Below are 14,858 nucleotides of genomic sequence, written 5' to 3'. Positions count from 1 at the left end.
GAGCGAAGGTTAGTAAAGGGGGGAAGATTATTCCCCCCTGCTATCTATCTTCTTTAAGACTGCGGCACACCTCGGGCATACGTCCGGATATTCTGGATCTTTTCCAACATCTTCTGAGTACATCCAGCACCTTTCACACTTTTTACCGGGTGCTTTATTTAAGCTGACCTTTGCTCCTTTTATTATTTCAGCATCTTCTATGGCTGTTTCTGGTGCTTCTTCGATCGGTTTAACGGTTGCCTTTGATGTTATGAAAATGTACGGAAGCTCATTTTCGTATTTTTTAAGGAGCTGGTAAAGGTCACCGTCTGCATAGACCGTTATTGCAGCTTCAAGGGAGTGGCCAATTAATTTTTCAGCTCTTGCCGTTTCCGTAGCTTTGTTTACGAGACTTTTCACCTTTATAAGTTTTTCCCAAACGGGAAGGAGTTCTCTCTCTTCTGGGATTTCGCCTTTGAACTCTTCGATAAATACCGATTCCTCTTTCTTTCCCGGGATATGAGAATAGACTTCTTCCATCGTAAAGGATAGTATGGGTGCGAGAAGTTTTGTGAGTTCTCTTATGATTATGTAAATTGCGGTTTGCGCGCTTCTCCTCTTTTTAGAGTCGGGAAGTTCGCAGTAAAGTGTGTCTTTAAGAATGTCAAGATATGTTGCGCTGAGTTCTGTTGCACAGTAGTTATATACCAAGCGATATATTCTGTTAAATTTAAAGTCCTCGTAATGTTTAATAATCTCTTTTTTAAGGTCGGAAAACTTTGTAAGTGCCCACCTGTCTATCTCTTCCATTTCGTTGAATGGGACAGTGTCCTTTTCAGGATCAAAGTCGTTCAGGTTCCCAAGTATAAATCTCATTGTGTTCCTTATCTTTCTGTAAACATCAGCTATTTGTTTAAGGATTTCGTTTGAAATTCTTACGTCTTCTGTAAAGTTTTCACTTGATACCCAGAGTCTGAGGATGTCAGCGCCAAACTGTTTTATGACATCCTGAGGTGGAATAACGTTTCCGAGGGATTTGCTCATTTTCCTTCCCTGTTGGTCAAGGGTGAAGCCGTGTGTTAGAACTGATTTATACGGAGCTTTTCCCCTTGTTCCGCAGGATTCAAGGAGGCTTGCCTGGAACCAGCCTCTGTGCTGGTCTGAGCCTTCAAGATACATATCTGCAGGCCATGAAAGTTCTTCTCTCCTCTCAAGGACAGCGGCATGAGAACTTCCGGAGTCAAACCATACATCCAGGATATCCATTTCTTTCTTAAACTCTGTACCGCCACACTCTGGACATGTAAATCCCTCGGGCAGAAGTTCTCTTGCCTCTTTTTCGTACCAGGCATCGGCGCTTTCTCTCTCAAAAATATCTGCAACGTGATCGGCTATTTCTTTTGTTGCGATAAGCTTGCCACACTTTTCGCAGTAGAATGCAACAATTGGAACACCCCATATTCTCTGTCTTGAAATGCACCAGTCGGGTCTCTGCTCAACCATGTTGCTGATTCTTATCTCTCCCCATTCAGGAATCCACTTAACCTTTTTAATCTCTGAAAGGGCTGTTTCTCTAAGTGTGGGTTCACCTTTATCGAGGGCGATAAACCACTGAGGTGTTGCCCTGAAGATTACAGGTTTTTTACACCGCCAGCAGTGAGGATAGGAATGGACTATCTCTTCGACAAGCAGGAGGTGACCACTTTCCTTTAACTTTTCTATGATAATATCGTTTGCCTTCCATATCTTGATGCCGTGGAGCCACTCCGGTGCCTCTTCTGTAAATCTTCCATAATCGTCAACAGGTGCAAGTACTGGAAGGTCATAACCTTTTGCCGCTATGTAGTCCTCTTCACCATGACCGGGTGCACTATGAACCACACCGGTTCCCGTTTCGTCGGAGACGAAGTCTGCCAGTATGGCGAAGCCTTCTCTATCTACGAATGGATGCTGGTATTTTACTTTCTCAAGCTCTTTGCCTTTAAAGGTTTTAACAGGTGTTAGCTTTTTCCCTGTTTTTTCTTCAAACTCTTTTACCAGAGTGGTTGTTATTATGTAATACTCGCCCGTTTTTTCATCTTTGAGCAGTTGATATTCAAGTTCTGGATGGAGGATAACGGCGACGTTTGCAGGAAGAGTCCACGGTGTTGTTGTCCATATTACGAAATAGCTCTTTTCCGGAAAGTTTTCATCTTTTATTTCAAACTTTACATATATGGACTTTGAAGTTTCGTCTTTGTATTCAATTTCTGCCTCTGCAAGGGCGGTTGTGCAGTTAGGACACCAGTAAACGGGTTTTTTGGCCCTATAGACGAGTCCTTTGCCGTAGAATTTCGCAAGTTCTCTTAAAATGTCTGCCTGATAGCGTGGCTTCATCGTTATGTAAGGGTTTTTCCAATCACCCATTACACCGAGTCTTATAAATTCTTCTTTTTGAATTTTTATCCAGTTTTCAGCGTATTCCCGGCACTTTTTTCTTACCTCTACTGGGTCAACTTCGTCTTTTCTCTTTTTGAGCTTCTGAAATACAGCTCTTTCGATAGGCAGACCGTGGCAGTCCCAGCCGGGGACATAAGGCGTGAAGTATCCTGCCATTGCTCTTGACTTTACGATGATGTCTTTTAAAACCTTATTTAGAGCATGACCTATGTGAATGTGTCCGTTTGCGTATGGTGGTCCGTCGTGGAGGACGTACTTTTTGTTTTTATCTTTCCTTTCCAGTACTTTTTGATAAAGGTCTATCTCTTCCCACTTCTTGAGTATCTCTTTCTCTTTTTTTGGAAGGTTACCTCTCATAGGGAACGATGTTTTTGGAAGGTTCAGTGTCTCTTTGTAATCTCTCTTCTCCTCTGACATTTTAAGTCCTCCGCTTTTATAAGCTTTCAGTAGCCAATAATTATACTACTTTAAGTTCATTTTCAGACAGAGGAGAATCTTTCTTTTGTAAGACCGTTGTTCAAGCGATAACGGTTATCAATAAAATTATTGATTTTAAAATATCTTTTCACCACTTGACGGTGATAATAGCAGGTTGTACATTTAAAAATGTAAACAAAAATAAGGGAGGGGTAAAAATGTACGGTTCAGGGTTTGTCTGATAGGGTTTGTTAATAAAGAATTAAGGTTTTTAAAAGAACCTGCACGAAGGGGGATTAAATGTCTGCTAAAAAACCGTTTCTCATCTGTGCAGGGGGGCTTGTTTTGGGACTCTTTATCTCTCTGTTGGTGGCACAGGGAGTTAAGTATTCTTCTACCGAGCAGTTCTGTGCCTCCTGCCACGAAATGAAGTTTGCCTACGATACCTGGGAAGAGAATGCTCACGGACCACTTAGCGGGTCTGCCGGGGCGTGTAAGGCTTCATGTGTAGACTGTCATATGCCCCATAACGCTAATGTGGTTGTATATCTATTTGTTAAAACCAGAGCGGCAGTTAAAGATGCTGTCGGACATATAACGGGGCCCGAGAAATTTGATTGGGTTAAGAACCTTGAAGAGAGAAATCGTTATACATACGAGTCTTCATGTAAGGGATGTCACAAGGTTCTATCAGATAACGTTATGCATGAGAAGTATAAAGAGGGTAAAACTGACAAGACCTGTATCGACTGCCACCACGGTGTAGGGCACGGTGATTACTTCAAAGAGAAAATTGAAGCGATGCTTTCAAAGAGCGCGGTAGCTCAAAAGTAATTTGAGGCAAGGGAGGTAATGATGAGAAGTCTTATGAAAGCGGTAACGCTTCTTGGAATAGGATTTTGTCTTTCATCATCCGTATTTGCTGTTCCGTCCCACGCAGCAACAGAAAAGCCCGGTGTTGATGGAATGTTCTATACATCAACGAAAGAAGCTTTTTCAAAGGAAAGTCAGGCCTGTATAGAGTGCCACATTAAAAAGACACAGTTTGTTGTAAACGACTGGAAAAGATCAGCTCACTACAGGTTTAAAGTTGGATGTTACGAGTGTCATAAGTCTGACAGGAGCAACCCGGCAGCTTATGAACATCACGGCTTTATAATTTCTACACTTGTTACACCTAAAAGTTGCGCCAAGTGTCATCCGAAAATTGTTAAAGAGTACACAGCTTCCATTCACGCTCACTCTGGGTTAATTGCTCAGAAGGCAGAGGCAAAAGCCGGCGGCAACTTTGCTGTTATTGTTCTTAAGGCTCTTGGATGGAAAGCCACAAAAAGAATTCCTCATCAGAACACTTACGGTGAGTCAACGTGGAAAGACATTGTTAATGACCCTGTCTGGATTTACGCCGGTGTACCAAAAGAGCTTCAGTCCCCGGCTCCAGAGGCAGGTGCTGTTGTTAAAATCTTTGCAAACTGGGGATGTTACTCATGTCACGGAACTAAAATCAGCATAGTGAAGAAGACAAAAGATAGGGTTGTCTTTGACTTTAGAACCTGGCCAATGATGGGTGCTGGAACGATTAACCCTGATGGAAGCATTGGAAACTGTGCGGCCTGCCATCCGTTCCACAGCTTCAGGTTGAAAATTGTAAGGGCAGGTATAGGTGCGTGCGGAAGATGTCACGAGTCTGAAGACCATCCAAACTATGAGATGTTTGGAAAATCCATGCACGGTGCAATGTTCCTTTCACAGTTTAATGAGTGGAATCTTGATAAACCTATCCTGAAGGCCGGTGTTGATTACTTCGCACCAACGTGTGATAGCTGTCACATGGGTGCTGTCTTTAAAGGTGATAAGATGGTTTATGCACCGACCCACAACCCGGCATCTATCTGTAAGTGGAAATTGGGAATGTGGAAGCTTGTATTTGTAAGGAAACCCGGTAAACCTCACCCGGCACTGCCGTCTGTTAAGTATCCTACCGATGGTCTTGAAAACAGGAAAAGGGCTTTCGCGGTATGTACCCAGTGCCATAGTAAACAGTGGGCGGCAAACTGCTTTGTCGGTGGTGACCTTTCCATCGGATTTCTTGATAACCTGAGGAGAATCGCCTTTGATGTTGAGAAACAACTTGAGAAAGAGGGACTTGCAACACCTATTGATAGAAAAATAGTCAGGAACATCGGTGCTATGGCAGTTAGACCTACAGAGATTGCCATGTTCCACTATGCACCGGGTTACATCTGGTGGGATGGTGCATTTAAAGCTTCAACTGAACTTGTTGAGTGGCTTGAGGACAGTGTAACGCCAAGACTTGGTGCAGACTATGTAAGCAAGTATGTGCCATGGATTAAGAGCTATGAAGAAAAGCTTAAAGCTTATAAAGAGACGCATCACATAGAGTAAATTTTAGGGCGGGATTATCCCGCCCTTTTTAGTTTAATTTCCGTCTTGGGTTTTGTATGATTTAACTTTTGAATAGACTTTTATGCGGGTCTGTCCCGCACTTTTTTAATGGAGGTAGTCTATGAAACTGTTCCTTTCAATTATCTTTTCTATCTTTGTTTTCTCAGGAAATATTTATGCGGCAGAGTGTGTTGCTACTACGAAGTTTGATAATCTCTGTGTGACGGTTTCTGAGATTAAAAGCTATTATAAAAAGTATAAAGAGGAGAAGTTGTCGGAGGTTGGTAAAGGTAACTGGTACTTTACTTTAGCGGACCTTATCGATGCCACGAAAGCTTTAACATTTGAAAAGATACTAACCCATGAAGCTGAAAAGAGCGGTGTTGAAAAAACATCGTATTTTAAAAGGTATGGAAAAGATATAGAAAGGAAGTATAAAGAGATAAACCGTTATGTTGATGGGCTTTTAAAAGAGAAAAAGATTACAAAACAGGAGGCTGAAAAGTTAAGAAAAAGGCTTAAGAAAGCTGTTTATTTAAGATATCTTAAAAAGGCTTATCTGAATATGGAGCTTGCTGATTATCTTAAAGTGACTTCTGACGATATAGCTAATTTTATGGAAGCTCATAAGGGTGAATATGGTTTTAAGAAGGATCCAAAGCATCCCAAAATGAAGGTTATATCCAAGGTTGAGCTCGTTAATCTGATAAGGAAAGAGAAGAGAATGCGGGTTGCCCAGGAATTTGGGGAATCTCTTTGGAAAAAGTATGGGGTTACTCTCAACAAAAAACTACTTGAAAAAATCGATGAAGAACTTGATAAGTGATGGAGTTGTATATGAAAAGGTTTATTGCGGTTTTGTCCGTTTTAATGATGGGAATGTCAGCTTTTGCAGCGCCTTTTAACTTGAATGCTAAAGATCCTCAGGATAGAGTACTGGCAGTTTTTTACCTTTCAAGGACAAAAGATCCTGTTTATGTTAAACCTTTCTGTCAGCTTCTTTTAAAGGATAAGAGTGAAAAGGTTAGAAAAGCAGCAGCAGAAGGTCTTGGGTATTACGGAAATAGTGCAGAAGCTCTTAACTGTCTGCTTGATGCTTTTAAAAAAGAAAAAGCAGAGGATGTGAGAGAAGCTGTCTTAATTTCCCTCTTTTCATTTTCTGACGGAAGGGCCGGTAAGCTCTTCTGTCAGGTTTTAAATGGTAACTATCCTTCGAATTTAAGGGTGGTGGCTATTAAAGGCCTTGCTAAATATGACATCTGTAGTAAAGAGTTACAGAAGGTTATTGAAATTGGGAATAGAGATGAGGTAAAGGCGGCTCTTTTTGCCCTTTATTTCAGAAGGGATAGTGTGAAGGGTGTATCTAAGTATCTTGGTTCGAAAGATTCTGACTTGAGATTTCTGGCCATTTCTTACTACTTGACGCACAGCCCTTCCGAAGCTGTTTTGAAAAGGATAGAGGAGAACCTTGGTACCGAAACAGATCCTAAAGTGAAGGCAAAGGCACTTGAAGTTATACTTACCTATGACAAAAATCCTGATATAGACACGTTTCTATCTGCTATATCTGATGAAGATATAAAGAGGCGTCTTGCTTTAAGGCTTCCTTTTGTTAAGAATAGAAAGATATCTTCGAAACTTTTAAAGCCTTTTTTGAATGATAATGATACGATTATTTTAACCTCCGCACTTACCTACATAGGAAATTCAGGAAACAGGAGATACTGCTCCCTTGTAAAGGATTTTCTCTTTTCGCCTGATGAGTCTGTTAGGAGTGCTGCTATGTGGGCGGAGGGGAGATTGAGCTGTCCCGAAGGTGTAAAGTATTTGCTGGGGATTGTTTCAGATTTTAATAACGACGATTCTTTAAGACTTCAAGCTGCAAAAATGCTTTTGATGTTTAATAAAGATATTTTGAAAAAGAACCTTTCAGTTCTACAAAAGGTTTACAACAATGAAATCCTTGACGATGTAAAAGATAATCTCTATAAAGTTATTGCTAAAGCTAAGGGTTAAAAAAAAGAGAAAGGGGGAATAAAATCCCCCTGCTTTCAGGCTATTACTCAGCACTGATGCAATCTGTTGGGCACACTTCAACGCAGGCGCCGCAGTCGATACATTCTTCTGCAGCAATGGTGTACTTTCCATCATCTGTTGGGTGAATAGCGTTTGTAGGACATACAGAAGCGCAAGCGCCGCATCCGATGCATCCTTCTTGGTCAATTACGTGAGCCATTTTCACCTCCCTTAGACTGTGAGAATTTCCTCCTCTTTTTTCTTGAGGAGTTCATCAACCTGTTTTACGTATTTATCAGTAACTTTCTGGAGTTCGTCTTTAAGCCTTTTAATCTCATCTTCGGATATGCCGCCCTCTTTCTTCATCTTATCGAGTTCTTTCATAAGCTCGTGGCGAATGTTTCTGATGGCTATCCTTGCCTGTTCAGCCATCTTTCCAGCCTTTTTAACTAACTCTCTTCTCCTCTCTTCAGTTAGAGGTGGAAGGTTTATTCTTATCACGTTTCCGTCTGTTTGAGGCATTACGCCAAGATCGGAGTTCCTTATGGCCTTTTCAATGTTTGGAACAACAGAGATGTCCCATGGCTGGATGGCTATCTGTGTCGCTTCTGGAACAGAAATCTGGGCGAGCTGCTTTATTGGTGTCATTGTTCCGTAGTAATCAACCTTTATATCCTCAACAAGAACGGTTGATGCTCTACCCGTTCTGAGTCCGGCAAATTCAGACTTTAACACGTCAACGCTTTTTTTCATTCTTCTTTCGGCATCTTTTATAATGTCATTCATAGTGCCTCCCCTTCTACAACTGAACCTACATTTTCACCTTTTACTACCTTCTCAAGGTTTCCCGGTTTACGGACGTCAAACACAATTATCGGTATGCCGTTCTCCATGCAGAGTGATACCGCAGCTGAATCCATCACTTTTATACCTTTTACTATAACATCTTTATATGATATTTTGTCAAGTTTTACAGCATTCTTATCCTTCATGGGGTCTGCCGTATAAACACCGTCAACCTTCGTTGCTTTTAGAAGGATGTCAGCATTTATTTCTGCGGCACGAAGTGCTGCCGCCGTATCGGTTGTAAAGAACGGATTTCCTGTGCCTGCGGCGAATATGACCACCCTTCCCTTTTCAAGGTGTCTGATAGCCCTTCTTCGGATGTAAGGTTCTGCGATTTCTCTCATCTCTATAGCGGATAAAACGCGCGTTTTCAAACCTTTCTTCTCAAGGGCGTCCTGAAGTGCAAGGGCGTTCATAACCGTCGCAAGCATTCCCATATAGTCTGCAGTTGCTCTGTCCATTCCCTGAGTTGCGCCTTTTACGCCTCTAAAGATGTTACCGCCGCCGATGACTATAGCAAGCTGAACGTCCAAGTCGGCAACTTTTTTTATCTCTTCAGCAAGGGAACTTAAAAATTCCGGGTCTATACCGTAGGGAAGATTTCCCTGAAGGGCTTCGCCGCTGAGTTTAAGGAGGATTCTTTTATATTTTATTTCTTCCATAACCCTTTTCCCTGAAGAAGGTTTAAGGAGAGGGGATGTTACTCCCCTACTCCGAATCTGCAGAATCTTTTTACTTTGATGTTTTCACCAAGCTTTGTGATGTATTCTTTGATAAGATCACCAATTGTCTTGCTGTCGTCCTTAATCCATGGCTGGTCAAGAAGGCAGTTTTCTGAGTAGAACTTGTTAAGTCTTCCTTCAACGATTTTCTCAACGATGTGTTCAGGTTTTCCTTCTGCAACAGCCTGCTCTTTGAGAATTTCTTTCTCTTTTTCTATCACTTCAGCAGGAACCTCTTCCCTGCTTACGTATTTTGGTTTCATTGCGGCCACCTGCATGGCTATTTCGTGGCCTAAAGCTTTAAAGTCATCTGTTCTTGCCACGAAGTCCGTTTCACAGTTAATCTCAACTAAAGCGCCGACTTTGCCGCCTGCGTGGATGTAAGAAACAACGATACCCTCAGCCGTTGCTCTGTCTGCCTTCTTTGCAGCTTTTGCAGCACCTTTCTTTCTGAGAATTTCAATAGCCTTTTCCATGTTGCCTTCAGCTTCCTGAAGGGCCTTTTTACAGTCAACGATACCGGCACCTGTCTTTTCTCTAAGCTCTTTTATCATCTGTGTTGTTATTTCAGCCATTATTATTCCTCCTCTGGAACGAATTCAGCTTCTTCAATAGCCTCTTCGCCTTCGGCAAGCTTTATAGCTTCTCTTCTCATCTTTCCTTCAAGGACAGCATCTGCGATTCTTGACGTGAGAAGTCTTATTGCTCTAATGGCGTCGTCGTTTGCCGGAATTGGGTAATCAATAAGGTCAGGGTCGGCGTTTGTGTCAACGAGGGCAACGATAGGAACACCTGCCTTTCTTGCTTCTGTAACGGCGTTTTCTTCCCTTACCACATCAACGATGAAGAGGGCGTCAGGAATTCTTTTCATGTTTTCAATTCCGCCGATGTACTTCTCAAGCTTCTCTTTCTTTCTTTTAAGCTTCATAGCCTCTTTCTTGGGGAGCTTTTCAAAGATGCCCTCTTCTTCCATCTTCTTGAGCATTTTAAGTTTGAAAATGCTCTTCTTGATAGTTTCAAAGTTTGTAATTGTTCCACCTAACCATCTCTTGTTAATGTAGAACATGCCACATCTTTCGGCTTCTTCTTTTACGATGTCTTGTCCCTGTTTCTTTGTGCAGACAAAAAGAATTGTTCCGCCGTTTGCCACTAAGTCGGCAACGTAGTCGTAAGCTTCATCAAAGTACTTGAGAGTTTTTTGAAGGTCGATAATGTGGATACCGTTTCTCTCTGTGAAGATGAACCTCTTCATTTTGGGGTTCCATCTCTCTTTCTGGTGACCGAAGTGAACCCCGGCTTCAAGAAGTTCTTTCATTGTGATTCTTGAGCCTTTTGGTCTTGGCTTGAATGTTTCTTCCTGTGTTTCTTCCTGCTCTGTCGCTTCTACTTTCTGCTCTTCTGCCTGTTCTTCTTTTCTGATCTCTTCAGACATCTTTCCTCCTGTTTTCTGGTTTAGCCTCCCATCCCGTCGTCTTCGGAGAGAACCCGTTAGGGCACCCCTCTCCGAATCAGGGAAGGTGAGTTGTCGTTGGTAATATATTGGAAATTGACTATACAGTCAATAGAGCTACTCCTGACTCTGATAGCTGCCAATCTTTCTAAATTTTCTATATCTATCTTTTTTAAGCTCTTCCGGGCTCATTTTTAACAGCTCTTTAAGGTGTTTGTTCACATATTCCTCAAATTTCTGGAATGTGAATTTGTAGTCCTTGTGAGCACCTTCAAGAGGTTCAGGTATTATGTCATCAATGATTCCTAACTCTTTTAGGTATTTGGATGTTAGCTTTAGAGCTTCGGCAGCTTCCTTAACCTTGTCTTGTGACTGCCACAGTATTGCGGCGCATCCTTCCGGTGATATTACCGAGTAAACAGCGTTTTCATACATTAAAAGTCTGTTAGCAACACTTATGGCCAGAGCACCACCACTTCCGCCTTCACCAATTACAACGCTTACAACGGGGACTTTCAGCCTGGACATTTCAAGAAGGTTCCTTGCTATGGCTTCTGATTGCCCGTGTTCTTCTGCTTCAATTCCCGGAAATGCGCCGGGGGTGTCAACTAACGTGATTATTGGTTTTCCAAACTTTTCTGCAAGTTTCATGACTCGGAGGGCTTTTCTGTAGTCTTCAGGTGTTGGCATTCCAAAGTTTCTTGCTATTTTGTCCTTTGTATCTCTTCCCTTTTCCTGGGCTATGACACATACAGGAATGCCTTTAAAGTATGCAAATCCAGCAATGATTGCCTTTCCGTCGCCGCAGTGTCTGTCGCCGTGAAGCTCAATAAACTCTTCGAAAACGTTGTTTATAAAATCAATAGCGTGGGGACGGTCAGGATGCCTTGCCAGAAGCACCTTGTCCCACGGCGTAAGGTTGGAGTAAAACTCTTCAATCTTTTTTTGAAATTTCTCTTCTATCTCTCTAATCACCTGCGGGTCGTGTTTCCCTTTTTCTTTCAACTCTTCTATTTTTCTTCTCAGTCTTTCTACCTTCTTTTCAAATTCTAACAAAACTGCCATTTTGTCCCTCTCAAAGGATTTTTATCCTCTCTTCACCTATCATCTTTTTAAGGCTTCTTAAAATAGCCGCATCAACCGGTATTGCAAAGTCTGGATGTGTTTGCAACTGTATTATGTATCCGTTTGTTTCAAGTTCAATTACTACCGGTTTTCCATCAGGAGAACTGTTTGTTTCTAAGAATTCTCTTAACCGTTCTAAAAATTCTTCGGAAAAGATTGTATCATCAATTTTAAGGACAATTCTGTTTATAACATCAGAAAGTTTCTTTTCAAAGCGTCCAATTTCTCTGGCTATTATGGATATGCTTCCCTCTTCTTCTCTTACAGTTCCTTTCACTATGACAACGTTACCTTCTGTTAGAAGTTCTGCCGATTCTTTGAAAACGTTTGGGAATACAAGGACATTGAGAACACCTTCGAGGTCTGTTATTTCAATGTTTGCCCACATTTCTCCTCTTTGGGTTCTTTTAGTTTTAACGGAGGTTATGGCACCAGCTATGGTAACCTCCTGTCCGTCTTTCCACTCGCTCTTATGAGAAGATGTATCAAGGCGCAAGGGAACAAGTGCTTGATACTCTAATAGAGGATGCCCGGATAAGTAGAATCCTATAGCTGCCCTTTCGTACTCTAACTTTATCCTTTCAGGCCACTCGTCTGTTTCAACATACTCTTTCTGTATAACTGAAGATTCGTCTCCAAACAGACTCATTAGGCCTTTGTTTTTAGTTTTCTGAATGCTCTGAGCTGCTGCCATTGCCTTTTCAAGTGTTGCAAGGAGGGTTGCTCTGTTATATCCTGTAGAATCAAAAGCCCCCGCTTTTATAAGTGCTTCAAGAACTTTTCGGTTTACCTGTCTCATGTCCACTTTTTCGCAGAAGTCGTAAAGGTCTGTGAACTCTCCTTCTCTTTCTCTTGCCTCTACTATGGCTTCTGCAGCTTTTTCACCAACGCCTTTTATCCCTGCCAGTCCAAACCGTATTGCACCATTCTCAATTGTAAACTTGGCGCCGCTCTTGTTTACGTCAGGTGGCAGTATTTCAATATTGTTTTCCCTGCAATCTTTTATGAGTTTAACTATCTCATCGGCGTTGTCATAGTCTATGGACATCATTGTTGCCATGAGTTCCTGAGGGTAATGGGCTTTTAGGTATGCAGTAACGTAGGCAAGATATCCGTAAGCGGCGGAGTGAGATTTGTTAAATCCGTATTCTGCAAACTTTGCAATATCGTCAAACAGCTTTTCTACTTTGTCTTTTGGATAACCTTTTTCAACGGCACGTTTTACAAATATGGAACGTTGCTCTTCCATTATCTCTTTCTTCTTTTTACCCATTGCACGGCGCAAGAGATCAGCTTCTCCAAGTGAGTAACCGGCAAGAACGTTTGCTATCTGCATTATCTGTTCCTGATAGATGAAGAGACCGTATGTCTCTTTTAGGTAAGGTTCAAGTTCCGGGAAGATGTAATCGACTGGTTCCTGACCGTGTTTTCTTTTTATATAACTTTCAGCCATTCCTGAGTTGAGAGGTCCTGGACGGTAAAGGGCAACGAGAGCGACGATGTCTTCTATAGATTCTGGTTTTAGTCGTTTCATCAGGTTTCTCATACCCGGTGATTCAAGCTGGAATACGCCTACGGTGTTTCCTTCCTGAAGCAGTTTGTAGGTCTTTTCATCATCAAGGGGAAGTGTTTTCAGGTCAACCTTTTCGTTTCTTGTCTTTTCAACAAGTTTTATGGTTTTATCAATGATGGTAAGGGTTTTTAGTCCTAAAAAGTCCATTTTAAGGAGACCTAACTTTTCAACCTGTCCCATTTCGTACTGGGTGGTTATGTCTCCATCTTTACTCCTTGCTAAAGGAATGAAGTTTGTCAGTGTTTCTGGTGTAATAACGACACCGGCAGCGTGTACGCCGGTTTGCCTTGTTAATCCCTGAAGTTTTGAGGCGATTTTCGCCATCTTTTTATAAAGTTCGTTACTCTCTATAAGTTCTTTCAGTTCTGGTGCTTTCTCTATTGCGTCTTCAATTGTTTTGGCGTCATCGGGAATAAGTTTTGCTATTCTGTCAACTTCTCCGTAAGGAATGTCAAGAACTCTTCCCACGTCTCTTATTACGCCTTTTGGTTTCAGTGTTCCAAAGGTGATAATCTGGCAAACTTTGTCGTTTCCATATTTTTCCCTTACGTACTGGATAACTCTGTCTCTTCCGTCCTGACAGATGTCGACGTCTATATCGGGCATTGTTACCCTTTCCGGGTTGAGGAATCTTTCAAACAGAAGGTTAAACCTTAAAGGGTTTATGTCCGTTATGCCTATAGCATAGGCAACAAGTGAGCCTGCTGCCGAACCTCTTCCCGGTCCTACAGGTATGCCGTTTTTCTTTGCCCAGTTGATAAAATCCCAGACAATAAGAAAGTATCCCGGAAATCCCATGTTATCTATGATTTTAAGTTCGTAGTAGAGCCTTTCTCTATACTGTCTTTTGGTTTCTCCGTCTTTTATTCCGAGTTCTTTGAATCTTCTTTCAAGACCTTTTTCTGCAAGCTCTTTTAGGTAACTTGAGTAAGTGTATCCTTCCGGAACTTTGTATTTTGGCAGATGATAGCCGTCATTTTTTATTTCAACGTTTATCTTTTCCGCTATCTTGAGCGTGTTTGTTATGGCTTCGGGAACTTCTTTGAACAGTCTGAACATTTCTTCGCCGTTTTTAAAGTAAAACTCTTTTGTCGGAAAGCGCATTCTTTTTTCGTCGTTGAGTTTTTTTCCTGTTTGAATACAAAGAAGAATATCGTGGGCTTCCCAGTCCTCTTTGTTAAGGTAGTGGGCATCGTTTGTCGCCACGAGTTCTATGTCTAACTTTTTCGCTATATCTATGAGGCCTCTGTTGGCTTTTTTCTGTTCTCTCATTCCGTGGTCTTGAAGCTCGAGGTAGAAGTCTTCACCGAATAGGTCTTTGTACCACTTTGCCGCCTTTTCGGCTTCTTCGTACTGTCCCTTGAGGTAAAGGAGGGGTATTTCTCCCTGGATGCAGGCAGACATTGCTATAAGTCCTTCGCTGTACTTTTCAAGAACTTCTTTGTCTATGCGGGGCTTGTAATAAAATCCCTCTATAAAGGCAATGGAGCTTAACTTCATGAGGTTTTTTAAGCCGGTTTCGTTTTTGGCAAGAAGCACAAGGTGGTAACTTCCTTTCTCTCCCGCTTCTTTTCTGTCAAATCGGGAGCCTTTTGCTATGTAAAATTCCTGTCCGATTATCGGTTTTATGCCTTCTTCTTTACATGTATTGTAAAGTTCAAGGGACGCGAACATGTTGCCATGATCTGTAACGGCAACAGCGGGCATGCCAAGTTCTTTGGCCTTTTTAACCATCTCTTTTATCTTTATGGCACCGTCAAGAATCGAGTACTGAGAGTGAAGGTGAAGATGAACGAAATCGCCTTTGCCTACCATTTAAATGTCTCCTCCGCTTTTTCTATCTTCCACTTAAATTATAACTTTCCCCTCAGGTAGGCATTAAATT

The 14,858-nt window shown here is 41.8% G+C and carries 12 protein-coding genes; 4 read left to right on the top strand and 8 right to left on the bottom strand.

Annotation, left to right across the window (positions count from 1 at the left end):
• Window positions 1-27 precede the first annotated feature (27 nt).
• Window positions 28-2,835, bottom strand: a complete 2,808-nt coding sequence (gene ileS / locus H153_RS0107850; RefSeq protein WP_022847576.1) for an isoleucine--tRNA ligase — start codon at window positions 2,833-2,835, stop codon at window positions 28-30.
• Window positions 2,836-3,135: 300 nt separating this feature from the next.
• Here ileS and H153_RS0107845 point away from each other — a divergent pair, with 300 nt between their 5' ends.
• From H153_RS0107845 to H153_RS0107830, 4 genes are all read left to right on the top strand, one after another.
• The gene (locus H153_RS0107845; protein ID WP_022847575.1) at window positions 3,136-3,669 is read left to right on the top strand and encodes a NapC/NirT family cytochrome c; all 534 of its coding nucleotides are present in this window, start codon (window positions 3,136-3,138) and stop codon (window positions 3,667-3,669) included.
• A 21-nt stretch (window positions 3,670-3,690) separates the two neighbouring features.
• Window positions 3,691-5,241 (top strand): multiheme c-type cytochrome, encoded by a 1,551-nt coding sequence (locus H153_RS0107840; RefSeq protein ID WP_022847574.1) that lies wholly within the window; start codon window positions 3,691-3,693, stop codon window positions 5,239-5,241.
• Window positions 5,242-5,362: 121 nt separating this feature from the next.
• The gene (locus tag H153_RS0107835; RefSeq protein WP_022847573.1) at window positions 5,363-6,067 is read left to right on the top strand and encodes a hypothetical protein; all 705 of its coding nucleotides are present in this window, start codon (window positions 5,363-5,365) and stop codon (window positions 6,065-6,067) included.
• 11 nt (window positions 6,068-6,078) lie between these two features.
• On the top strand, window positions 6,079-7,257 hold the full coding sequence (locus H153_RS0107830) for a HEAT repeat domain-containing protein (RefSeq protein ID WP_022847572.1): 1,179 nt from the start codon (window positions 6,079-6,081) through the stop codon (window positions 7,255-7,257).
• Between the two features lie 43 nt (window positions 7,258-7,300).
• Here the strand turns inward: H153_RS0107830 and H153_RS0107825 are convergent, their stop codons facing one another.
• The 7 genes from H153_RS0107825 to dnaE all read right to left on the bottom strand — a co-directional run bounded on the left by H153_RS0107825 (window position 7,301) and on the right by dnaE (window position 14,788).
• Window positions 7,301-7,477, bottom strand: a complete 177-nt coding sequence (locus tag H153_RS0107825; RefSeq protein ID WP_022847571.1) for a 4Fe-4S binding protein — start codon at window positions 7,475-7,477, stop codon at window positions 7,301-7,303.
• A gap of 11 nt (window positions 7,478-7,488) precedes the next feature.
• Window positions 7,489-8,043 carry a ribosome recycling factor gene (frr, locus tag H153_RS0107820; RefSeq protein WP_022847570.1) on the bottom strand — a complete coding sequence of 185 codons (555 nt, stop codon included), beginning with the start codon at window positions 8,041-8,043 and terminating at the stop codon, window positions 7,489-7,491.
• Window positions 8,040-8,765, bottom strand: a complete 726-nt coding sequence (gene pyrH / locus H153_RS0107815) for a UMP kinase (RefSeq protein WP_022847569.1) — start codon at window positions 8,763-8,765, stop codon at window positions 8,040-8,042. Before pyrH ends, frr begins: the two co-directional genes overlap by 4 nt.
• Window positions 8,766-8,803: 38 nt before the next feature.
• Complete coding sequence (gene tsf / locus H153_RS0107810; protein WP_022847568.1) at window positions 8,804-9,400, bottom strand: translation elongation factor Ts; 597 nt, start codon at window positions 9,398-9,400, stop codon at window positions 8,804-8,806.
• Window positions 9,401-9,402: 2 nt separating this feature from the next.
• Window positions 9,403-10,140, bottom strand: coding sequence for a 30S ribosomal protein S2 (rpsB, locus tag H153_RS09655; protein ID WP_040371933.1), 738 nt, complete (start codon window positions 10,138-10,140; stop codon window positions 9,403-9,405).
• Window positions 10,141-10,392: 252 nt separating this feature from the next.
• Complete coding sequence (locus H153_RS0107800) at window positions 10,393-11,340, bottom strand: acetyl-CoA carboxylase carboxyltransferase subunit alpha (RefSeq protein WP_022847566.1); 948 nt, start codon at window positions 11,338-11,340, stop codon at window positions 10,393-10,395.
• 10 nt (window positions 11,341-11,350) lie between these two features.
• Complete coding sequence (dnaE, locus tag H153_RS0107795; RefSeq protein WP_022847565.1) at window positions 11,351-14,788, bottom strand: DNA polymerase III subunit alpha; 3,438 nt, start codon at window positions 14,786-14,788, stop codon at window positions 11,351-11,353.
• Window positions 14,789-14,858: the final 70 nt, after the last annotated feature.

It is taken from the genome of Desulfurobacterium sp. TC5-1 (assembly GCF_000421485.1).
Classification (GTDB): domain Bacteria; phylum Aquificota; class Aquificia; order Desulfurobacteriales; family Desulfurobacteriaceae; genus Desulfurobacterium_A.
The sequence above is the reverse complement of the archived record's forward strand: the minus strand, read 5'-3'. Positions and strand labels throughout refer to the sequence as shown.